22 protein-coding genes and 1 tRNA gene are annotated in these 20512 nt (G+C 65.3%); 12 read left to right on the forward strand and 11 right to left on the reverse strand.

What is annotated here, in order from left to right; all coding sequences use genetic code 11:
* Positions 1-96 precede the first annotated feature (96 nt).
* Positions 97-795, reverse strand: a complete 699-nt coding sequence (locus ACLKOZ_RS11625; protein ID WP_337346839.1) for a winged helix-turn-helix transcriptional regulator — start codon at positions 793-795, stop codon at positions 97-99.
* 346 nt (positions 796-1141) lie between these two features.
* Between ACLKOZ_RS11625 and ACLKOZ_RS11630 the strand changes: the two genes are divergently transcribed.
* The 6 genes from ACLKOZ_RS11630 to ACLKOZ_RS11655 all read left to right on the forward strand — a co-directional run bounded on the left by ACLKOZ_RS11630 (position 1142) and on the right by ACLKOZ_RS11655 (position 6556).
* Entirely contained in the window at positions 1142-1909 is a 768-nt protein-coding gene (locus tag ACLKOZ_RS11630; RefSeq protein ID WP_436475218.1) for a permease, read from the forward strand.
* Positions 1910-2077: 168 nt separating this feature from the next.
* Positions 2078-2692 (forward strand): FABP family protein, encoded by a 615-nt coding sequence (locus tag ACLKOZ_RS11635; RefSeq protein WP_337346841.1) that lies wholly within the window; start codon positions 2078-2080, stop codon positions 2690-2692.
* An 86-nt stretch (positions 2693-2778) separates the two neighbouring features.
* Positions 2779-3501 carry a flavodoxin family protein gene (locus ACLKOZ_RS11640; RefSeq protein WP_436475220.1) on the forward strand — a complete coding sequence of 241 codons (723 nt, stop codon included), beginning with the start codon at positions 2779-2781 and terminating at the stop codon, positions 3499-3501.
* Between the two features lie 41 nt (positions 3502-3542).
* The gene (gene ygfZ / locus ACLKOZ_RS11645) at positions 3543-4628 is read left to right on the forward strand and encodes a CAF17-like 4Fe-4S cluster assembly/insertion protein YgfZ (RefSeq protein WP_436475222.1); all 1086 of its coding nucleotides are present in this window, start codon (positions 3543-3545) and stop codon (positions 4626-4628) included.
* Positions 4625-5035, forward strand: a complete 411-nt coding sequence (locus ACLKOZ_RS11650; protein WP_337346844.1) for an ankyrin repeat domain-containing protein — start codon at positions 4625-4627, stop codon at positions 5033-5035. The genes ygfZ and ACLKOZ_RS11650 overlap by 4 nt, the downstream gene beginning before the upstream one ends.
* A 3-nt stretch (positions 5036-5038) precedes the next feature.
* The gene (locus ACLKOZ_RS11655; RefSeq protein WP_436475225.1) at positions 5039-6556 is read left to right on the forward strand and encodes a DHA2 family efflux MFS transporter permease subunit; all 1518 of its coding nucleotides are present in this window, start codon (positions 5039-5041) and stop codon (positions 6554-6556) included.
* Between the two features lie 23 nt (positions 6557-6579).
* On the opposite strand, the gene ACLKOZ_RS11660 is transcribed toward ACLKOZ_RS11655, so the two are convergent.
* The 9 genes from ACLKOZ_RS11660 to ACLKOZ_RS11700 form a co-directional block, all read right to left on the reverse strand.
* On the reverse strand, positions 6580-7296 hold the full coding sequence (locus ACLKOZ_RS11660) for a GNAT family N-acetyltransferase (RefSeq protein WP_337350837.1): 717 nt from the start codon (positions 7294-7296) through the stop codon (positions 6580-6582).
* Positions 7297-7398: 102 nt separating this feature from the next.
* Entirely contained in the window at positions 7399-8424 is a 1026-nt protein-coding gene (locus tag ACLKOZ_RS11665; protein WP_337346847.1) for an ATP-dependent 6-phosphofructokinase, read from the reverse strand.
* Between the two features lie 98 nt (positions 8425-8522).
* Positions 8523-9155: a response regulator gene (locus ACLKOZ_RS11670; protein WP_436475228.1), complete on the reverse strand. Its 633-nt coding sequence runs from the start codon at positions 9153-9155 to the stop codon at positions 8523-8525.
* Complete coding sequence (locus tag ACLKOZ_RS11675; RefSeq protein ID WP_436475230.1) at positions 9152-10468, reverse strand: sensor histidine kinase; 1317 nt, start codon at positions 10466-10468, stop codon at positions 9152-9154. The genes ACLKOZ_RS11670 and ACLKOZ_RS11675 overlap by 4 nt, the downstream gene beginning before the upstream one ends.
* Before the next feature lie 58 nt (positions 10469-10526).
* Positions 10527-11393 (reverse strand): ABC transporter permease, encoded by an 867-nt coding sequence (locus ACLKOZ_RS11680; protein ID WP_337350839.1) that lies wholly within the window; start codon positions 11391-11393, stop codon positions 10527-10529.
* Positions 11390-12367: an ABC transporter ATP-binding protein gene (locus tag ACLKOZ_RS11685; protein ID WP_436475232.1), complete on the reverse strand. Its 978-nt coding sequence runs from the start codon at positions 12365-12367 to the stop codon at positions 11390-11392. Before ACLKOZ_RS11685 ends, ACLKOZ_RS11680 begins: the two co-directional genes overlap by 4 nt.
* A gap of 189 nt (positions 12368-12556) precedes the next feature.
* Positions 12557-12814 carry a PspC domain-containing protein gene (locus ACLKOZ_RS11690; protein ID WP_337346852.1) on the reverse strand — a complete coding sequence of 86 codons (258 nt, stop codon included), beginning with the start codon at positions 12812-12814 and terminating at the stop codon, positions 12557-12559.
* Between the two features lie 3 nt (positions 12815-12817).
* Positions 12818-13108, reverse strand: coding sequence for a hypothetical protein (locus ACLKOZ_RS11695; RefSeq protein WP_436475234.1), 291 nt, complete (start codon positions 13106-13108; stop codon positions 12818-12820).
* A gap of 1 nt (position 13109) precedes the next feature.
* Entirely contained in the window at positions 13110-14681 is a 1572-nt protein-coding gene (locus ACLKOZ_RS11700) for a PspC domain-containing protein (RefSeq protein WP_436475236.1), read from the reverse strand.
* Positions 14682-14805: 124 nt separating this feature from the next.
* On the opposite strand from ACLKOZ_RS11700, the gene ACLKOZ_RS11705 reads away from it, so the two are divergent.
* Positions 14806-16284: an ATP-binding protein gene (locus tag ACLKOZ_RS11705; protein WP_436475238.1), complete on the forward strand. Its 1479-nt coding sequence runs from the start codon at positions 14806-14808 to the stop codon at positions 16282-16284.
* On the forward strand, positions 16281-16964 hold the full coding sequence (locus tag ACLKOZ_RS11710; protein WP_436475240.1) for a LuxR C-terminal-related transcriptional regulator: 684 nt from the start codon (positions 16281-16283) through the stop codon (positions 16962-16964). The genes ACLKOZ_RS11705 and ACLKOZ_RS11710 overlap by 4 nt, the downstream gene beginning before the upstream one ends.
* 82 nt (positions 16965-17046) lie before the next feature.
* Here ACLKOZ_RS11710 and ACLKOZ_RS11715 read toward each other — a convergent pair whose 3' ends face one another.
* Positions 17047-18264 carry a pyridoxal phosphate-dependent aminotransferase gene (locus tag ACLKOZ_RS11715; RefSeq protein ID WP_376043224.1) on the reverse strand — a complete coding sequence of 406 codons (1218 nt, stop codon included), beginning with the start codon at positions 18262-18264 and terminating at the stop codon, positions 17047-17049.
* A 275-nt stretch (positions 18265-18539) separates the two neighbouring features.
* Between ACLKOZ_RS11715 and ACLKOZ_RS11720 the strand changes: the two genes are divergently transcribed.
* The 4 genes from ACLKOZ_RS11720 to rplK all read left to right on the forward strand — a co-directional run bounded on the left by ACLKOZ_RS11720 (position 18540) and on the right by rplK (position 20500).
* Positions 18540-18612 (forward strand) — tRNA-Trp (locus tag ACLKOZ_RS11720).
* A gap of 81 nt (positions 18613-18693) precedes the next feature.
* The gene (secE, locus tag ACLKOZ_RS11725) at positions 18694-18978 is read left to right on the forward strand and encodes a preprotein translocase subunit SecE (RefSeq protein ID WP_337346858.1); all 285 of its coding nucleotides are present in this window, start codon (positions 18694-18696) and stop codon (positions 18976-18978) included.
* A gap of 117 nt (positions 18979-19095) precedes the next feature.
* Positions 19096-19938: a transcription termination/antitermination protein NusG gene (nusG, locus tag ACLKOZ_RS11730; protein ID WP_337346859.1), complete on the forward strand. Its 843-nt coding sequence runs from the start codon at positions 19096-19098 to the stop codon at positions 19936-19938.
* A 130-nt stretch (positions 19939-20068) separates the two neighbouring features.
* On the forward strand, positions 20069-20500 hold the full coding sequence (gene rplK, locus ACLKOZ_RS11735; protein ID WP_024365990.1) for a 50S ribosomal protein L11: 432 nt from the start codon (positions 20069-20071) through the stop codon (positions 20498-20500).
* Positions 20501-20512: the final 12 nt, after the last annotated feature.

A 20512-nucleotide genomic window follows, 5' to 3' on the forward strand; every position in this document is an offset into this window, starting at 1 on the left:
CGTTCGACCCGTATGTCCTCCACAACGAAGACTCATAAAACAGAACAGCCCTGGACAGTAGTCCGGGGCTGCTTCTGTTATGGAACTGGGTCAGGTTCAGGCTTCCGTGAGTTCGTCTTCCTGCTGCCTTACAAGAGTAAGCCGGTAACCCACGTTCCTTACGGTGCTGATCAGGTTCTCGTGGTCTGCGCCAAGCTTGGCCCGGAGGCGCCGGACGTGGACGTCGACGGTCCGCGTGCCGCCGTAGTAGTCGTAACCCCAGACCTCGGTCAGCAGCTGTTGGCGGGTGAACACGCGTCCCGGATGCTGTGCAAGGTACTTCAGGAGTTCGAATTCCTTGAAAGTCAGGTTCAGGGGAGCGCCATTGACGCGGGCCGTGTAGCTCGCTTCGTCGATGACCACGCCGGCGGCCCGGATTTCGGTGGGGGCGTCGTCGGTGTCCGGAACGGCCCGTGCCACGGACAGCCTGATGCGGGCCTCCACCTCGGCGGGCCCGGCGGAGTCCAGCACGATGTCGTCCACGGCCCAGGCAGAGGAAACCGCAGCCATGCCGCCCTCGGTCAGGATCAGGACCAGCGGGGCGCTCAGGCCGGTGGCTTTCAGGAGCTGGGTCAGCGAACGGGCACCTACCAGGTCCTTACGGGCATCCAGCAGCACAATGTCGCATGGATCAGTCTCCAGCAGCGCGGTGGGTTCGGCGGCCAGGATGTGCACGCGGTGGTTCAGCAGTTCAAGGGCAGGCAGGATGTCCACCGATGAGCCGGTGCTGTTCGTCAATAACAGGATGTGCGACATTATTCCTCCAAGGGCCGTCCGCGCATCTTTGGGCGACTGAACCGGGTTTTCACCGGCCGGTACTGTCTCACTGCTGCGGTCTGGGCCGTCGATCGAAATATCCGGCCGGCAACCGAAGCAGGAAGCGTAGCTGAGCTTTGAGTATACCCAACCGCCCCTTAACAGACACTGATCGGGCCATCCTCCGTGTCCGTTTTGCGACACATCGCGGTCACATAGGGCAGGATTGAACACAGGGGCACTGTGCCCTGCCGGGGGCTGAACCGCCTCCCGGTCGCCAGCCAGAATGGGAATGCCGCGAATTGGGTGCAGAGTTGAAGCCGCGCACGTCAGAGCCAGGTCCCGCATGAGCGCGGATCTGCAAGCCCCGGTCCGTTCGCTGCCCTCGTGGACAATCGGCGCCTTCGGCATGGCCGGGCTGGCCGCCATTATTGCCGGGGTGTACACGTCTCCGGACACATTGCTCGCTGTCGCGGTGGTCGTGGCGCTCGCTGTCGGCGTCGGCTGGCCCCACTTCCTCCGTATTCCGGCGAAGAAGACCCTGGCCGCTGTCATTGCACTGCCTGGTGCCGGATCGGCGCTCGCGGCAGCTTATGCCCCTGCCCCAGGTTTCCTGGACTGGACACCGGCGTTCATGGCGCTGGGCATGATGGCGGTGTTTGTGGTGCAGCTCATCCGCGGCACAGGCCAGGCCCAGCGGCTCGAATCCACCTTGGGCTGCTGCGCCGGCGTGCTGCTGTCCTGCCTTGGTGCGGGCTGGATTGCCGGGGCCCGTTTCAACGGTGTCCGGGAAATGATGCTGGTCGCAGCCATCAGCGCCGCCGTTGCCCTGTTGGCTGGCCTTATCCGCTGGCCCGACAGCATTGTGGCCCCGCTCGGCATTGTGATGGCCGGGCTGGCCGGGCCACTTGCCGGCCTGGTTTTCTCCGACATCGCCGTCCTGCCGGCCGCGGTATTCGGGGTGGTCGTGGGTGCGGTGCTGGTCAGTTTCCGCCGGCTCGTCACACTCCGGGGCGCTCCACTTAACATTCCGGCGGCTCTTAGTATGGGTCTTGCACCCGTCTCAGCCGTGGGTTCGTTGGCGTACTTCATAGACAAACTACTCATCTACTAGGCGTTAGGATGGCATCATGTCCGTACTTGCATTTGAAATTTTCTTCCTCGTCCTGCTCGGTATCGCCAGCCTCGCCATGGCCTGGTTTGCAGGATTCGTCGTCTACCGCCTCTTCAAAGGCCAGAAGTAGACCGTTCAACAAGCTAGCCGTTTCCCGAGGTAATTGCTGTGCCGATTGAGATTCCCACAGATCTGACCCCCGAACTCGTCCCCCTTTCCTGGCTCATTGGTGAGTGGGAAGGCAGCGGCCGGCTCGGCAGCGGCGACGAGGACTCGGAACACTTTTTCCAACACGTGTCCTTCACGCACAACGGTCTGCCGTACCTGCAATACCGGGCGGAGAGTTGGTTAACGGCCGAGGACGGCACGCGCCTGCGGCCCCTTACCGTTGAGACCGGCTTTTGGGCACTGGAGCGCAAGCAACTCGACGCCGACGGCGGCCCGGGCCTGATCCCGGCGGACATCGTTCCGGCCCTCAAGAGCGCCGACGAGGTCGAAGCCCTGCGCAACAAGGATGGCGGGTTCGATATCTCTGTCTCGATCGCCCACCCCGGTGGCATCTCCGAACTCTATTACGGACAGATCAAGGGACCCCAGATCCAGCTCACTACCGACATGGTGATGCGCGGCAGCCACTCCAAGGACTACAGTGCCGCCACGCGGATTTTCGGCTTGGTGGACGGGAATCTCCTCTGGCGCTGGGACGTCGCAACCGGTGGAACATCGCAGCCGGGCAAGGGGCTTGAGGCGCATGCCTCCGCCTTCCTGAAAAAGGTTTCCTGACACTGAATCGTGACGCCCGCTGGGTCGTGGCCCTCAGTACACTTGGCTTCCTAGGCTTCACCCGCGAGTGAATCACAGGGAGCATCATGGCTGCACAGCAGAACGCCGCGGATTACAGCGATCTGAAGGCACTGTTCTTTAATGGCACGCTGAAAAGATCCCCGCAGACATCCAACACCGAGGGCCTGATCAACGTCAGCCGCCTCATCATGGAAAAGCAGGGTGTCAGCACCCGGATCATCCGGACCGTGGACCATGACATCGCGAGCGGCGTGTACCCGGACATGACAGAGTACGGGTGGCCCACTGATGAGTGGCCCGAGCTGTACCCTGCGGTGCAGGAAGCCGACATCGTGGTGGTGGCGGGCCCCATCTGGCTGGGCGATAACTCCTCGCAAACGAAGAAACTCATCGAACGGCTCTACGCCCACTCGGGGCAACTGAACAGCAAGGGGCAGTGGGCCTACTATCCCAAGGTCGGCGGCTGCCTCATCACCGGCAACGAAGACGGCATCAAGCACTGCTCCATGAACGTCCTCTACAGCCTGCAGCACATCGGCTTCACCATCCCGCCACAGGCGGATGCCGGCTGGATCGGTCCGGTGGGCCCGGGTCCGAGCTACTTGGACGAAGGCTCCGGCGGCCCCGAATCCGACTTCACCAACCGGAACACAACGTTCATGACCTGGAACCTGTTACATTTCGCCCGGATGCTCAAGGACGCCGGCGGAATTCCCGCCTACGGCAACCTTCCTGAAGAATGGAAAGCCGGAACGCGTTTCGATTTCGAAAACCCGGAATACCGCTAGCGTCACCGGAATACTCACTGACCAAAGGACGTTGCCCCAGTATGACTACTCCCAGCCCAATGCTGTCGCGCCCTGGTGCCGTCGAGGGCGCCGGCGCGGACGCCGGCGTCGCAGCCCACTACGGTGAGCCCCTGCGCGAGCAGCGCGCCCTCGCAGCCGGCACCGCCGTCGTCGATCTCTCCCACCGCGGCGTGGTGACTGTCAGCGGCCCGGACCGGCTGTCCTGGCTGAACACCCTGTCCTCGCAGCAGGTCACGGGCCTGCAGCCCGGGGACTCAAGCGAACTGCTCCTGCTGAGCGTCCAGGGCCGGATTGAGTTTGACGCCCGGGTGGTGGACGACGGCGGGACCACCTGGCTGATCGTTGAGGCCGCCGAGGCCGGGCCGCTGGCGGAATGGCTGAACAGGATGAAGTTCATGCTGCGCGTAGAAATTAACGACGTCTCTTCAGGCTGGGCAGTACTCGGCTCCACGCAGGAAGTGCAGGAATGGTCAGGCCTGCAGGCCTGGCGGGATCCCTGGCCCCAGGTAGGCGTCGGCGGTTACTCCTACGCGGTGGTACCCGAAGACAGGCACCCCGGCCTGGAACGCCCCTGGTTCGAGTACCTTGTGCCAGCCGCTGAGCTGGAGCAGACGGTGGGGGACCGGCCGCTCGCGGGCGTGTTGGCAGCAGAAGCCCTCCGCATTGCGGCCTGGCGTCCCCGGCTGGGCGCAGAAACCGATGACAAGACCATTCCGCACGAACTGGACCTCCTCCGCACCGCAGTGCACCTGGCCAAGGGCTGCTACAAGGGCCAGGAGACCATCGCCCGCGTGCACAACCTGGGCCACCCGCCGCGCCGCCTGGTCTTCCTCCAGCTGGACGGGTCGCAGCACACCATGCCCGCTCCCGGCAGCGAGGTCCTGCTGGGCGAGCGGAAGGTAGGCACGGTAACCTCCGTGGCCCAGCACTATGAAATGGGCCCGGTGGCACTGGCCGTCATTAAGCGGTCCGTTGCCCCCGATGAAATACTGACGGTAATGGATGGCGAGGAACCGTACACCGCCGCCCAGGAAGTGATTGTCGCCCCCGACGCCGGCCAGGTAGTGGGGCGCCCGACAGGATTCCTGAGGGGGACCCGCTCATGACAGAAAACACTGCACCCGGCCCGGCCGCACCTGACGACGAAACGCTGGAGCTCGCGCACAAGCTGTTCCAGGCAGCCAGGGAGGGCGACACCGGGCTCCTGCGCGGCTACCTGAGCGCGGGCGCGCCTGCCACCATGACCAACGCCGCCGGGGATTCCCTGCTTATGCTTGCCGCTTACCACGGCCATGCGGACACAGTGCAGCTGATCCTGGAGCACGGGGCCGAGGCGGACACCGCCAATGACCGCGGCCAGACGCCGCTGGCCGGTGCGGCGTTCAAGGGTTACGCGGACGTCGCCCGGGTCCTGCTGGAGGCAGGAGCCGATCCCGACGCCGGCACGCCGTCGGCCCGGGCGGCAGCGCAGATGTTCGCCCGCACGGAGATCCTTGACCTGCTGGGCAACTGACGCTTGGAAAACGTAGCACGGCCCTGGCCCGCCCTGTGGTCGCTGGTGATCGGGTTCTTTATGATCCTGATCGACACCACCATCGTCTCGGTGGCCAACCCCAGCATCATGGAGGGGCTGGGAACGGACATCAACGCCGTCATCTGGGTGACCAGCGCCTACCTTCTCGCCTACGCCGTGCCGTTGCTGATCACGGGCAGGCTGGGTGACCGGTTCGGCCCCAAGAAGCTGTACCTCCTGGGCCTGGTGGTCTTCACGATGGCATCCCTGTGGTGCGGACTGTCCGGCGATGTCGAGTCCCTCATTACTGCCTGCGTCCTGCAGGGCCTGGGCGCCGCCATGATGACGCCGCAGACCATGGCCGTCATCACCCGGATCTTCCCACCTGACCGCCGCGGTGCAGCCATGGGGCTCTGGGGAGCGACCGCCGGCATGGCCACGTTGGTAGGCCCCATCCTCGGGGGTGTCCTCGTGGACAGCCTCGGCTGGGAGTGGATCTTCTTCATCAACGTCCCGGTCGGCATCGTGGGCTTCATCCTCGCCTGGCGCTTCGTCCCGTCCCTCAGTACCCATCCGCACCGGTTCGACATTCCCGGCGTGCTGCTCAGCGCCGTCGGACTTTTCCTGCTTGTCTTCGGCATCCAGGAGGGCGAGACCTATAACTGGGGTAGCATCGCCGGACCCGTGAGCGTCTGGGGCCTGATCATCTCCGGCCTGGTGGTGCTTGCCGGCTTCATCGCCTGGCAGCGCTACAACAAGGGTGAGCCGCTCCTGCCGCTGGACCTGTTCCGTGACCGCAACTTCTCGCTGGCGAACATCGGGATCACCACGGTGGGGTTCACGGTGACCGCCTTCGGCTTGCCGCTGATCTTCTATTACCAGATGGTCCGGGGCATGACGCCTACCCAGTCAGCCTTGATGATGGTGCCCATGGCGCTGATTTCCGGCGGACTCGCGCCGGTGGTTGGCCGGATCATCGACCGCGTCAATCCCAGATACATCACGTCCGGCGGCTTGGTCCTGATGGCCGTTGCCTTGGCGTGGAACTCGGTCCTGATGCACCCGGACACGCCCATCCTGCTGTTCCTCCTGCCCAGTGCCGTGCTGGGATTCGCCAACGCCGGCATCTGGGCTCCCTTGAGTTCGACGGCGACGCGGAACCTTCCGCCGCGGCAGGCCGGTGCGGGCTCGGGCGTCTACAACACCACGCGCCAGATCGGGGCCGTGCTGGGCAGCGCGGCCATCGCTGTGCTGATCCAGGCGCGCCTCGCGGCGGAACTTCCTGCCGGGGGACTCGGGACGGACAACATGGAATTCTCAGGCCGGCTCCCGGAATCCCTCCAGGAGGGATTCTCGACGGCGATGGGCCAGTCCATCCTGCTGCCGGCAGCCGTGATCCTCGTCGGGGCGGCCGTGGCCCTGTTCTTCGCCAAACCCAAGGCTGTGCACGGCTGGAGCGCGCCGCAGGCTGCTGCCGCGGACACGCCAGGCGCTGCGGCGGAGGGCGCTGCCCGGCCATAGCCCTTTGCCGGGCAGGGACGGGATCAGCCCAGGTGCACGCTGGTCTGGATTCCGCCGGTGGACAGCCCGAGCTTTCGGGCCAGGGCCACGCAACCGGTGTTGCTGACTTCGGCACGCCATTGGACGGTGAGTCCTGCCGCGAGGGCCTCGTGGGCTGCAATGGAGGCAGCCAGCGATCCGAGCCCCCGGCGCCGCCATTCCGGATCCACCAGCACTCCGAGGTGTCCCAGCAGGCCCTCCCACTCCGAGTAGGCGCCGCACGCCACCGGGACCCGCCGGCCGTCCACCTCATGGACGATCGTGTACCGGTTTTCCAGGTCCGAGAGCCCCACTTCGTTGACATCGTCCGGCGGGCACAGCCCCTCGAGTTCGATCGCCTCCGGGTTGCCGTGGGACACGGTCAAATCCTCGGAAGGTTGCTTCAGGGGCAGGTCGTCGGCGAAAAATAGGGCTGCGGCCCCCAGGCCGTGGCCTCCATGGGAGCGGGTGAGGGTCAGCAGCGTGACATGCTGGGCCATTTCCTCGTCCGGGATGCCGGCGGCTGCGTCAATGACCCACTGCGGGCCCACCAGCGCCGAGCTGCCGAAAAGCCGGACGAACTCCACTGTCCGGACCGAGTCGTCGGCCCTGACAATCCGCTCGCCGGAGGCAAGGGACGCAGCGAACGCGTCGTCGTCGAGCCCCAGCCGCCTTGCCCACGCGAGCTGGATGATGGCAGCGGAACCGGGGTCAAGAGTCATGTGCCCAGCCTACCCAGCACAGTGAAGCGCGAACGTACAGTCACGGCCCCGCGTCGAAAGGGGGCGGTAACTGTGCGTCCGCGCTGGTCCGTGCCGCTTGGCTCAGCCGAACAGGACAGCGGCCTCGTCGTAACGGTTCTGCGGAACGGTCTTCAACTGGCCCAGCGCTTCGGCGAAGCCGACGTGCTGGATGTCGGTGCCCTTGAGTGCCACCATGGTGCCCCAGTAGCCTTCCACCACGGAGTCGATGGCCGCCATGCCCAGCCGGGTGGCCAGGACGCGGTCGAAGGCGGACGGCACACCGCCGCGCTGGATGTGGCCAAGGATCGTAGCGCGGGTCTCGATGCCGGTGCGCGCCTCAAGCTCGGGCGCCAGTTGGTCCGCGATGCCGCCCAGCCGGGGCCGTCCGAAGGTATCGAGGCCGCGTTCGGAGTGGGGCGATTCCATATGGTCCGGCACGAAGCCCTCTGCCACCACCACGAGGGGCGCACGGCCACGGTCGTGGGCCTCCTGCACCCATTCGGTGATCTGTTCGATACTGACCTTCTGCTCCGGGATCAGGATGGCATGCGCACCGGCTGCCATGCCGGCGTGAAGGGCGATCCACCCTACGTGGCGGCCCATCACTTCGGCGATCATGCAGCGGTGGTGCGATTCGCCGGTGGTGCGCAGCCTGTCGATGGCTTCGGTGGCGATCTGGACGGCGGTATCAAATCCGAAGGTGTAGTCGGTGGCGTCGAGGTCATTGTCGACAGTCTTGGGGACACCGACGATCTTCAGTCCGGCGTCAGTGAGGCGCTTGGCGGCAGCGAGCGTTCCCTCACCGCCGATGGCGATGATTGCATCGATGCCCATCCGGTCCATGTGGGCCTTGATGACTTCCGGGCCTCCGCCGTTCTCGAACGGGTTGGTGCGGGAAGTACCCAGGATGGTGCCGCCCTGCTTGGCGATGCCGCGGACCATGGTGCGGGGGATATCGATGATGTCGCCTTCAACGACGCCGCGCCAGCCGTCCAGGAATCCCACGAATTCGTGGCCGTGGATGGCGATGCCCTTCAGGACGGCTCCGCGGATAACGGCGTTCAATCCGGGGCAGTCGCCACCGCTGGTAAGAATTCCAATTTTCATGTCTCGGCTCAAATCCTGGTGTGAAGGTTTACAGGCAGAGCGCCACGCTGAGCTCACCCTAGATTCTAGTGGGCGGTGTGGGGTACGACACAAACTGGTTACAAAAGGCCCCGCTCCATGGCGAGGACCACAGCCCGGGTCCTGTCGTCCACGTCCAGTTTGTTGAAGACCCTCAGGAGGTGGGTCTTAACCGTCGCTTCGGCGATGTGCAGCCGCGCGGCCACCTCGGGGTTGCTCAGCCCTTGGGCTACGCAACGGAGGACCTCCACCTCCCTGGCGGTCAGCCGGGGCAGTTCCGGGGACCGCATCCGGGAAACCAGCCTGGCCGCAACCGGCGGCGCCAGGACTGTCTCACCACGCGCCGCGGCGCGGACGGCCTCGATGATCCGGTCTCCGGGCGTGTCCTTGAGCAGGTAGCCCACCGCGCCCGACTCCACTGCGCGCACGATGTCGGAGTCGTCGTCGTACGTTGTGAGGACCAGCACCTTGGTGCCGGGGAACCGGTCCCGGATCTGTTCCGTGGCGCCGGCGCCGTCCAGGACGGGCATCCGCAGGTCCATCAGCACAACGTCCGGCCGCAGGCGGCTGACGGCGTCCACCGCCTCCTGCCCGTTGGCGGCGTCAGCCACCACGTCAATGCCGGCAGCGGTATCAAGAAGGGCGGCAAGGCCGCTCCGCACCACGGGGTGGTCGTCGGCCAGGACTACCGTGACCGTTCCGGCGGCGTTCATGCCCCGGCTCCCGGTGTGTGCGACCGTGGACGCAGGTCCGCGTCGCTGGGCTCCTGTGCCGCCGCGTCATCACGCTGGGGTCCCCTTGCCAGGGCGGCTGGCCCCGCCGTCGGGACGACTGCCACCAGCCGGGTGCCGCCGGACGATGAAGTCACCTGCAGCCGGCCGCCGATTTCGGCCAGCCGGGCCGCCATGGACCTCAGGCCGAACCCTTCGTGGTCAGCCGAGGGGTCAAATCCGTGCCCGTTGTCCGTCACGGTCAGCCGCAGCAAAGGTGGATCTCCTGCCGGGACGTCCACGACCAGCTCCGCGGTTGTCGCTCCGGAATGCCTCCGGACATTGTTTAGTGCTTCCTGGGCCGTCCGAAGGAGGGCAACCTGCTGCGTGGACGGGAGCGGCGGCAGGCGGTCCGGCAGGGCCACGTTGAGCCGCATGCTGTCCAGGTGCAGGGTGTCCGGAAGGCGCCGCAGTGCGGCCAGCAGGTCGCCGCCCTGGACGTCGGACGGGACGCCCGAAGCCACCAGGGCACGGGCCTCGGCCAGGCTTTCCCGGGCGGTCTGGGAGATGGCCGAGAGGCTCCGGAGCAGTCCCGTTGGATCCTGCGGTTGTGTCCTGAGCTGGGCCTGTGCGGCTTCGGACAGCATGGCGATGGAGGTAAAGCCCTGTGCCAGGGTGTCGTGGATTTCCCGTGCCATCCGTTCCCGCTCAGCCAGTGCCCCGCGTGCCTGCTCGGCAACGTCGAGCTCATGGCGTGTTGCGTCAAGTTCGGCCAGCAGTTCGGCCCGCTGTTCGCTCTGTTCGATGACTTTTGAAATCCAGAGGCCAATCATGCAGCTGGCCACGAACGACGTCACCAGCTGGGCCGTAATGCCGTAGACCTCCGTGCCGCTCAGCCCCCAGCGGCTGACTTGGCCGACGGCCACGCCCACGCAGAGCAGGGCAGTGGCAGCCACGCCCTGGCGCTGCGTGCCTGTAAACATCCAGACCTGGGGGAAAGCCACAAACAGCAGGACGCCTGCGCCGTCGTACACGAACGAGAGGAGCACAACCACCGTCACGAGGAGCGCCACATAAATGGTGGGGCGTCCCGTCCGGAGGTCCTTGGTGCGGGTGAGGAACGGATAGGCAATGCCCAGCAGCAACAGCGATCCAATCACCAGCGGCGTCGCTGAATCCCGCCCATCGCCAAAGAGCGCGAAGTAGGACACGCTGGCCAGCGCGGCGTAGAAACCCGCGTGCCACCAGAGCATGGAAGTGGTCCATACCGAGCGGGCGGGCAGCAGCCGCTCGGTCCGTCCGCTGATATAGCTCATGGGTGCACCCTATCGGCGCGACGGCGGGCAACCAAGATCACTCCCGCCGCCGTTCCGGTTACTTCTGTGGCGGCCACTTGAACGCCAGCCTTGCCAGGACCGCACCGGCCGCCACCCAGATACCCAGCACGAGGAACGTCAGCGGCAGGTTGTAGGTTGCTCCCGGCTCCACGGCCTCAAAACCGGCAGGCAGGAAGACGGACCGGAAGGCGCTCGCCGTCCACCGCAGGGGAAAGAAATTGCTGATGGACTGCAGCCAGTCCGGAAGCTGGGAGAACGGAAAGTACACCCCGGAGGTGAAGGACAGCAGCAGTACCGGCAGGACCGCGAGCGTCGAGGCGCTCTGGGCGGACTTGGGCAGGGCCGTGAAGGCTATCGCCACGGTGGCCCAGGCGGCCGTGGCGAGGACCATTAGCAGCGCCACGAGGCCCCACTGCCCTGCCTCCCGGGGGAGCGGCACGTCAAACAGGACTGTGGCCGCCAGCAGCAGGAGGGCGGTCTGGGCCACGATCAGGTAGAGCGTCTGGCCCGTCTTTCCGATGAAGTAGGAGGCGGCCGGCAACGGGGTCCCTGCAAGCCTCTTCACTGTTCCGTTGAAACGCTCGGTTGCCACATAGCTGCTGAGGTTCTGGAAGCCGCTGAGGATGGTGCTCAGGGCCAGCATGCCTGGCAGGTAATAGTGCGCCGGAGTGATGCCGCCCTGCCCGTTCGGATCCGCCCCGAAGACCGGTTCATCACCGAACACTGTGCCAAAAAGGGACATCATCAGGATCGGGAAAAACAGCACGAGGACCAGTGACAGCACATCCCGGTTAAATAGCTTGATCTCCAGCAGGATCCGGCCAACCCCCAGGCGCAGGACTGAGGGACGCCAGGCCGGGCGGCCGGCTACTGGGCCGGCGGATGCTGGCAATGCGGTGCTCATCGGAGGGCTCCTGTCCTGGAGTGTGTTGCCTTGTCCGGCGGTATCGCCTGGTCTGGCGAAGGTTCGGTGTGGCCCGGACGCCCGGCCTCATCGGCGGCGCCGATGAGCTGGAGATAGATGTCCTCGAGGCTGGGACGGACGACGGCGAGCTCCGCCGGCTCGCTTGCGCCGCCGTCGGACAGGGAGTGGACCAGCGCCGCGGGGTGCTGGGTCACCACTTCACGCAGGCCCGAGGCATCCCGCCAACGGACCCGCGGCACGCGGAGGCCGGGGCCTCCGATGTCCGCCGGGCTGCCTTCGGCGATCATCCGGCCGTGGTTTATCACGCCGATCCGGTCCGCCAATTGCTCGGCCTCGTCAAGGTAATGGGTGGTGAGCACAATGGTGGTGCCAGCCTTGCTCAGCCGGCGGATAAGATCCCAAAACTGCCTCCGGGCCTCGGGATCGAATCCTGTGGTGGGTTCATCCAGGAACAGGACTTCGGGGTTGCCGATGATCCCGAGGGCAACATCAAGGCGTCGCCGCTGGCCGCCCGACAGGGTGGAGATCCGGACGCCGCCTTTGCCCCCGAGGCCTACCGCTTCGATGACCTCATCCACCTTGCGGGGCGCGGGGAAACAGGCAGCCAGGGACCGAAGTGCCTCAGAGACCCGAAGTTCCCCGGAATCCGTAGCTTCCTGGAGGACGATACCGATCCGGGCACGGAAAGCTGGGTAGGCCTTCCATGGCCGCGTGCCCAGGACGCTCACCTCGCCGCCGTCCGGTTTCCGGTGTCCTTCAAGCATCTCGATCGTGGTGGACTTGCCCGCCCCGTTCGGACCTAGGAGGGCGTACGTTTCGCCGGTCCGGATGGCGAGGTCCAGATGGTCCACTGCAGTGAGGATGCCGCCTTTGGGCAACCTGTACGACTTGTTGAGGCCGCGGACGGTGATGGCATCAGGGGAGTGCCGCTCCGGGCCGGTTGAAGAGTTCATGCTTCCAGCGTGGCAGTCGGGGGCCAGCTGCCAACAGGTCCGGCCGGTTGAATCCTGTGTCCACCGGCCGGTGGACACAGGGCAGGAAATCGCGTGCGCAGGAATCGCACGTACAGCCGGCACCGGAAAGGCCCCCGTCCGCGGAGTTCCCATGGTGGGTGCTCGCGGACGGGGGCCCGTTTGGAAGGGTCAGGATCCGTTGATGGACCGGCGGTCCAGGAAGGTCTGCAGCGGGATGGAATTCCGCTGGTCCGGAAGGATCAGCCACGCCGCGACGTAGAAGACCACTGCGGGTCCGGGGAGGAGGCAGAAGACCAGGAACGCGATCCGGACAAAGGCCACATCCACGTTGAGCTTGGCCGCTATTCCTCCGCACACGCCGCCCAGCCAGCGCTCGGGACCGCGTTTCAGGCCGAAGCCCCTGACGATGCTGAAAAACTTGTCCATGGTTCAAGACTTCCCTGTTGTGGGCTCGTTGTCACGTTTCCGTGCCGAGAGCAGCCCGCCAACCACCAACGCGGCACCGGCTCCGATCATGAGGCCGATCAGCACGTAGGTTCCGTTCAGGGTAACGACTCCCAGTTGGGCGATGATGATCAGGACGGCCAGTGCCAGGACCACGAGGCCCCAGACCACGGTTCCAACCCTGGTGGTTGCGGGAGCAGTGGGGTCTGTTGTGGCGGATTCCGCCGTCGGCGTTTCCTTGGCGTATGAATCCGGTGCCGGATCAACGTTGCTCATGTCAGTTTCCTTCCTGGATGGTGACGTTGCTGAAGGTGCCGTCAATCTCGACCACCAGGCGGGCGCCGGGCAAGTCGGTGTTGTAGCTGCTCTCACGGGTGGTGATGCCGCTGCGGTCGTTGGCGCCGTCGTGGATGTTGCCCATAGTCATGTCGGCCTTGACGTCCACGGGGACGTCATCGGGGATAACCACGGTGACGTTGCTGGCGGTGATGTCCAGGGGAACAACGACGTCGGATGTCAGCGGGGCCGCCACGCCCAGGTCAGTGAGGTCAACAGTCCCCCGGCCGGCGGTGACGTCGAGTCCGTCCCTGGCCTGTTCAATGCTGGCGGGTGTCCAGTCAACCTGGGTGAAGCGGACCCTGTCGCCGTTGCCCACCACGTTGAAGATGCCGCCGATGATCAGCGCAACCACGGCAAAGAAGCCGAGGATCCCTGAGGTCCTTCCGCGCAGGCCGGCGAGGAGGATGCCGAGGCCCAGGACCGCTGCGGCGCTGGCCCAGACGATGGCGTTCGCGGAGTCGCCGAGGTTGATCACGTTGCCGGCGTCCAGGGCCTTGAGCCCGCCGCCGACCAGCAATGCTGTTCCGGCGGTGATTGCCACTGCAGGCGCTCCAGGACCGCCGGGGCGGACCTTTGGCGGGCGCGCCGGTCCTTGTGGCTGCTGGTAACCGCCGCCGTAATTGCCGCCGCCGTAGTTGCCTCCCCCGGGGAACCCGCCGCTGCCGTAGGGCGGGGTGGGGCCGGAGGGCGGTGTTGGCGTGTAGGGAGGGGTCCCCGCGGAACCGGAGCCGGTATCCGTCGTGGAGTATGGCGAGGTGTACGGGGCGGTGGGGTATGCGGCCGCGAAGGCGGCACTTCCGTCGGCGCCGGCCGGCTGCGGTGTGGTGTTCATGGGAGCTCCATTCCGGACCTTGTTGCGTTGGGTCAGGTAGTAAATGAGGTAGATGGCGCCACCGACCCAGAAGACGGTCCAGACGAATCCGCCGAAGCCGTTGCGGCTCCAGCCCCAGAAGCCGCCGCCGAGCCCGGTGAGGCCTATCACGGTGGTGATCAAGGCACCGGTCATGCCGGTGGACCACCGGCCGGCACCGGCTTCCTGGACGTGGATCCGGCCGTCAGGTTCGGGGAGGAACGCCCACGCAAGGCCGTAGAGAAGGACGCCGATTCCGGCGAAAAGCGTGAGGACGATGAAGATGCCTCGCACAATCAGGGGGTCGATGCCCATCCGGTAGGCGATGCCGCTGGAGACACCGCCGATCCAGCGGTCCCGCCCGCGCTGGATGCCGTGGCTCCGGATCCAGGGGAAGAATTCGGTGGACTGGGAAGGTGGTTTGGCGCCGGCGTACTGGCCAGACGGCTGGCTTTGGTAGGGGCCGGCGTACGGTCCTGCGTAGGGTCCGGACTGCTCGCCGTAAGGTGGTTGCTCCGGCGCGTCCTGTGACGGGGAGGGCTGCGAATCCTGCGTGCTTTCCGTCCCAGGCATCAGTGGCTCGGTGGGGTGTTCGGTTCCGCGGGGCGGGAGTGGCTCGGTGGGGTGTTCGTCATCTGGGGTGGGGGTCTGCGAGTTCATACTTCGATCCTGCCGTCCGGCGCCGCCCCGCTCTACTGGGGAACACCCTGAGCCGTCCCTGAGATACCCCCGGTTCGGGCCCGAATCGGGTCCGGGGAACCCTGATCCATGTTTGGATTGACACATGAGCACAGCCTTTACCCGCCCACCGCTGGTCCGCAGCAGCGACCGCATCATTGCGGGCGTGTGCTCCGGCCTCGCGGCGCATCTGGGCTGGCCGGTGAAGACCGTCAGGATCGGCATGGCGCTCGCAACCTTGGCCGGCGGTGCCGGACTGGCCTTCTACGCGTGGCTCTGGATCATGGTCCCTACTGCTGACGAAAGCGCTCGGCGCAACGCCAGGCGTCCGGCGTCGCCCATTGCCCCGGCGGTGAGTCTTGATCCGGCTTTCAGCGCCCGGCCGACCACGGCGCACGCACAGCCTGCCGGCCACTCAGCCACGGGTGCTGCGCCGCGCGGAACGCACGACGCCGGAGCTTCCGCCCCCGCCGCCGCGGGCGGCGCCGCTGCCAATGCTCCCGCTGCCTACAGCGCAGCGTGGTCGGCCGAGCCTTTGCCCGGCTACGGCCCGGCCACGACAGGTTACGGTGCGGCTGTGCGGCCGCCGTGGTTCCGGGTCCGCAGCATGCGGTACGGCAAGGAGGTCCTGCTGGGAGCCGGACTCCTCCTGGTGGCGGGCATCCTGATCGCGCAGCTCCTGGGTGTCGACGTACCCCTCGGGACGCTCATTCCTGCCGCGGCCGTGCTGGGAGGCGCTGCCATCGCCTGGATGCAGCTCGACGAGACCCGCCGCGCGGGGCTCTTGGACAAAACCAAGGCCGACCAGGCCGGTGGCTGGGCACGGCTGGCAGCAGGATTGGCCTTGGTGGTGGCCGGCGTGCTCGTGATGGTGTCCGGTTCAGGATCATGGGAACAGACGTGGCTGGCGCTGCTTGCTTCGGTGGCGGTACTGGGCGGAGTGGTTCTGGTGCTTCTTCCCTGGGCACTCAAATTTTGGCGGGACCTGGAATCGGAGCGTGCCGGCAGGGTCCGCGAAACCGAACGCGCAGAGATCGCGGCCCACCTGCACGACTCCGTACTGCAGACCCTCGCCCTGATCCAGCGCCGGGCCGGCAACGAACACGATGTAGTCCGCCTCGCCCGGGCCCAGGAGCGTGAACTCCGGGGCTGGCTGTTCCAGGACCCGGGCCGGGACGCAGGGCAGCTCTCTGAACGGATCAAGGCAACGGCGGCAGAGGTGGAGGACTTCCTGGGCAACGCCGTTGAGGTGGTGAGCGTAGGGGACACCGCCATGACCGAAGCCCACGAGGCCCTCGTCCAGGCCAGCCGGGAGGCGATGCTGAACGCCTCCCGGCACGGCGGCGGGTCTGTGTCCGTGTACCTTGAAGTCTCTGACGGCCGTGCCGAAGTCTTCGTCAAGGACCGTGGTCCCGGATTCGAACTCAATGATGTGCCCGAGGACAGGCTGGGAGTCAGGGAATCGATCATCGGACGCATGAAGCGCCATGGCGGGACCGCCTCCATCATCAGTACACCGGACGGTACTGAAGTGCGGCTCGGCCTGCCGGCGCTCCAAACGGACAACGCGGAAGGGAAATCATGAACAACGCACAGGCGACCGGACCCATTCGCCCCGCCCAGCCGGTCCGCGTGGTGATCGTGGATGACCACGCCATTTTCCGCTCAGGCCTCAAGGCTGACCTTGACGCGAGCATCCAGGTGGTGGGCGAGGCCGCCACAGTGGAGCAGGCCATTGCGGTGATCGCCCAGGAACGTCCGGAAGTGGTCCTGCTGGACGTGCACCTGCCCGGCGGCCTCGGCGGCGGCGGGCGTGAAGTCATTGCCGGCTCAGCAGCGCTCCTGGCCACCACGAAGTTCCTTGCCCTCAGTGTCTCGGACGCCGCGGAGGACGTAGTGGCTGTCATCCGGGCGGGAGCGCGGGGGTACGTCACCAAGACGATCTCCGGTGCCGAGATCACCGACGCCGTGTTCCGGGTGGCAGGCGGGGACGCCGTGTTCTCGCCCCGGCTGGCAGGTTTCGTGCTGGATGCCTTCGGTACCGCCCCGGCGGACATTGCCGACGACGAACTGGACAGGCTTTCTGCCCGCGAACTGGAAGTCATGCGCCTGATTGCCCGTGGCTACAGCTACAAGGAAGTGGCTAAGGAGCTGTTCATCAGCATCAAGACCGTGGAAACGCACGTGTCGGCCGTGCTGCGCAAACTCCAGCTCTCCAGCCGGCACGAGCTCACCAAATGGGCCGCCGAACGCCGCCTCCTCTAACCCAAAGATGCGCTATCACTTGTGGTCCCTGTAAGCCTTGATAAGGGACCACAAGTGATAGCGCATCTGGTGTCGGGGAGCGTTACTTGGCCTTGCCGAGGAAGTCCTGGAGCCGGGCAACGCCGGTGGCCAGGTCCTCGTCGCCCAAGGCGTAGGAGAGGCGCAAGTAGCCGGATGGGCCGAATGCCTCACCCGGCACCACCGCCACCTCGACCTCGTCCAGGATCAGCGCGGCCAGTTCAGCGGAGGTCGACGGCGTGGCGGTGCCTGCCGCCGTCGGAAATTCCTTCCCCAGCAGCCCGCGGACGTCCGCGTAGACGTAGAAGGCGCCCTTCGGCGTCGGGCATTCCACGCCGTCGATGGCGTTCAGTCCGGCGACGATCGCCTTGCGGCGGCGGTCAAAGGCGACCTTCATTTCGTCGACGGCGGTCAGCGGGCCGGAGACGGCTGCTAGGGCCGCGATCTGCATGATGTTGGAGACGTTGGACGTGGCGTGGGACTGCAGGTTGGTGGCTGCCTTGATGACGTCGGCCGGGCCGATCATCCAGCCCACCCGCCAGCCCGTCATGGCATAGGTCTTTGCCACACCGTTGAGGATGACCACTTTGTCGCCCAGTTCAGGGGCAGCGGTGGCGATGGAGGTGAAAGGGACGCCGTCGTAGGTCAGGTGCTCGTAGATTTCGTCGGTGACCACCCACAGCCCCTTGGCAGCGGCCCATTTGCCGATCTCGGCGACCTGCTCGGGGGAGTAGACCGAACCCGTGGGGTTGGACGGCGAAACGAACAACAGGATCTTGGTCCGGTCCGTGACAGCGGCCTCAAGCTGCTCCACGGTGACGAGGTATTCCTGCTCCGGACCCGCAAAGACCTCAACGGGGACACCGCCGGCGAGCCTGATTGCCTCCGGGTACGTGGTCCAGAACGGTGTGGGGACAATCACCTCATCGCCCGGGTCAACCAGCGTGGCGAAAGTGTTGTACACAGCCTGCTTGCCGCCGTTGGTCACCAGCACCTGGGACGCGTCCACCGCGTAGCCAGAATCGCGGAGGGTTTTCTCGGCGATGGCTTTCTTCAGTTCAGGAAGGCCGCCGGCAGGGGAGTAGCGGTGGTACTTGGGCTGGCCAGCGGCTTCGATGGACGCTTTGACGATGTAGTCCGGCGTAGGGAAATCAGGTTCGCCTGCGCCGAAGCCAATAACCGGCCGGCCGGCCGCCTTGAGCGCCTTGGCCTTGGCATCAACGGCCAGGGTTGCGGATTCGGCAATGGCGGAAATGCGCTGGGAAACGCGGGCGGCAGACATGGCGGGTCCGTTCTTCGCTTACAGCTCGGTGGCTGAATGGTGGAATTCGACGTGATCTACTCTATGCTGTTCACCGGATCGTTCGGGTTGCCGGATTGGTTTTGTGACTGCAGGTCAGATCAACAATTCCAGCGGAACGGGCGTCCGGAATGTGGCTGGTTCGACGTACGCGAAGTTGTTGCGTAGACTGGTTCACCGGTGTTGAAAACACAGATGATGTCGTGCGCCCCAGTGCAAACTGCGGAAGTCCGTCAAAACGGTCGTTTTCGATCCATAGGGTAGTGGCGCAATTGGTAGCGCAGCGGTCTCCAAAACCGCAGGTTGCAGGTTCGAGTCCTGTCTGCCCTGCGCAAGCTGTTCCGGCGACAAACCGGAGCAAGCGCAGCAACCATGGTTCTGATCAGGGCCGGGTAATCCAACATTGCAAAGATGAGCGAGGACCAGGTGACCGAAACAGCTGCCAGCAGCTCCAAGGGCCGCCCAGCTAAGAAGGCCGCCAAGGCAAACTTCTTCGCTCGCATTGCACTTTTCGTTCGCCAGGTCATCGGTGAATTGAAGAAGGTTGTTGCACCAACCCGCAAGGAACTGATCAATTACACACTGGTGGTGCTGGTGTTCGTGGCCATCATGATGGTCATCGTCAGCCTGCTGGACATCGGTTTTGGAACCGCTGTCAGCTGGGTCTTCGGCGGGATCGCTCCCGGGGACCGCTAAGGCGAATCGTCCGCAGGCTGCGTGGTCTGGTCCGGGTAAACCGGAGGAGGCCACGACAGTGTGCGGAATTGAGCCATTTAAATAGGCATGTTAGGCAATGAGGAAGCAGGAGACCAAGTGTCTGAGCAGGAGCTCGAGGTAACCGAGACTGAGCTGGAAGAGTCCGCGGACGTCACGGCAGGAGCCGGTGAAGAGTCCGAGGTTGAGTCCGCTGCGTCCGAATCCGACTTCGCCGATTCTGACGACGCTGATGATTCCGACGACCACTCTGACGCTTCAGAGGCAGACGTTGACGGCGACGACTCCGACGACGAATCGGAGGAGGCAGACGCCCTCGCCGCTGCGGCCGCCAAGGCCGAGGTTGATCCCGCCGAGGAATTCAAGGCCAAACTGCGCCGCCAGGAGGGTGACTGGTACGTCATCCACTCCTACGCCGGTTACGAAAACCGCGTGAAGGCCAACCTTGAGACCCGCATCCAGACCCTGGACATGGAAGATTACATCTTCGAAATCCAGGTGCCGATGGAAGAAGTCGTTGAGATCAAGAACGCCCAGCGCAAGGTCATCAACCGCGTCCGCATCCCCGGCTACGTCCTGGTTCGCATGGACCTGACGGACGCCTCCTGGGGCGCCGTCCGCCACACTCCCGGCGTTACCGGCTTTGTGGGCAACGCCCACAACCCCGTGCCGCTGCGCCTCGATGAGGTCTTCTCCATGCTCGCCCCGGTCTTCGAAGAAGAGCAGGCCGAGAAGGGCAAGCCCGTCAAGCACGCTGCCGCCCCGGTTGACGTTGACTTCGAGGTTGGCGAATCCGTCATCGTCAAGGAAGGTCCGTTCGAGACCCTTCCGGCTACGATCTCCGAAATCAAGGTGGAATCCCAGACCCTCGTGGTGCTCGTCTCCATCTTCGAGCGCGAAACCCCGGTCACCCTGGCGTTCAACCAGGTCACCAAGATCTAGCACCACTACAGAATTCGTTCCGGCGCTGCCCGCTTAGCAGGTCCGGAACGGCCGGCCGCCTCGCCATGGCGGCCAAAAACCTGAGGCACGCTCCTGTGTCCCAGGACATTATTGAGAGAAGGACCCTACATTGGCTCCCAAGAAGAAGGTCACCGGCCTCATCAAGCTGCAGATCCAGGCAGGTGCCGCTAACCCGGCTCCGCCGATCGGTCCTGCGCTTGGCCAGCACGGTGTCAACATCATGGAATTCTGCAAGGCGTACAACGCTGCCACAGAAGCCCAGCGCGGAAACGTCATCCCCGTTGAAATCACGGTTTACGAAGACCGTTCATTCACGTTCATCACCAAGACCCCGCCGGCTGCAGAGCTCATCAAGAAGGCTGCAGGCGTTGCCAAGGGTTCACCCACCCCGCACACCGTCAAGGTTGCGAAGCTGACGCAGGCCCAGGTCAACGAGATCGCCACCACGAAGATGGAAGACCTCAACGCCACGAGCCTCGAAGGCGCAGCGAAGATCATCGCCGGCACCGCCCGCTCCATGGGTATCACCGTCGAGGGTTAATCCCCTTCCGCT

It is taken from the genome of Arthrobacter sp. R4 (assembly GCF_051365025.1).
Taxonomy (GTDB): Bacteria; Actinomycetota; Actinomycetes; order Actinomycetales; family Micrococcaceae; genus Arthrobacter.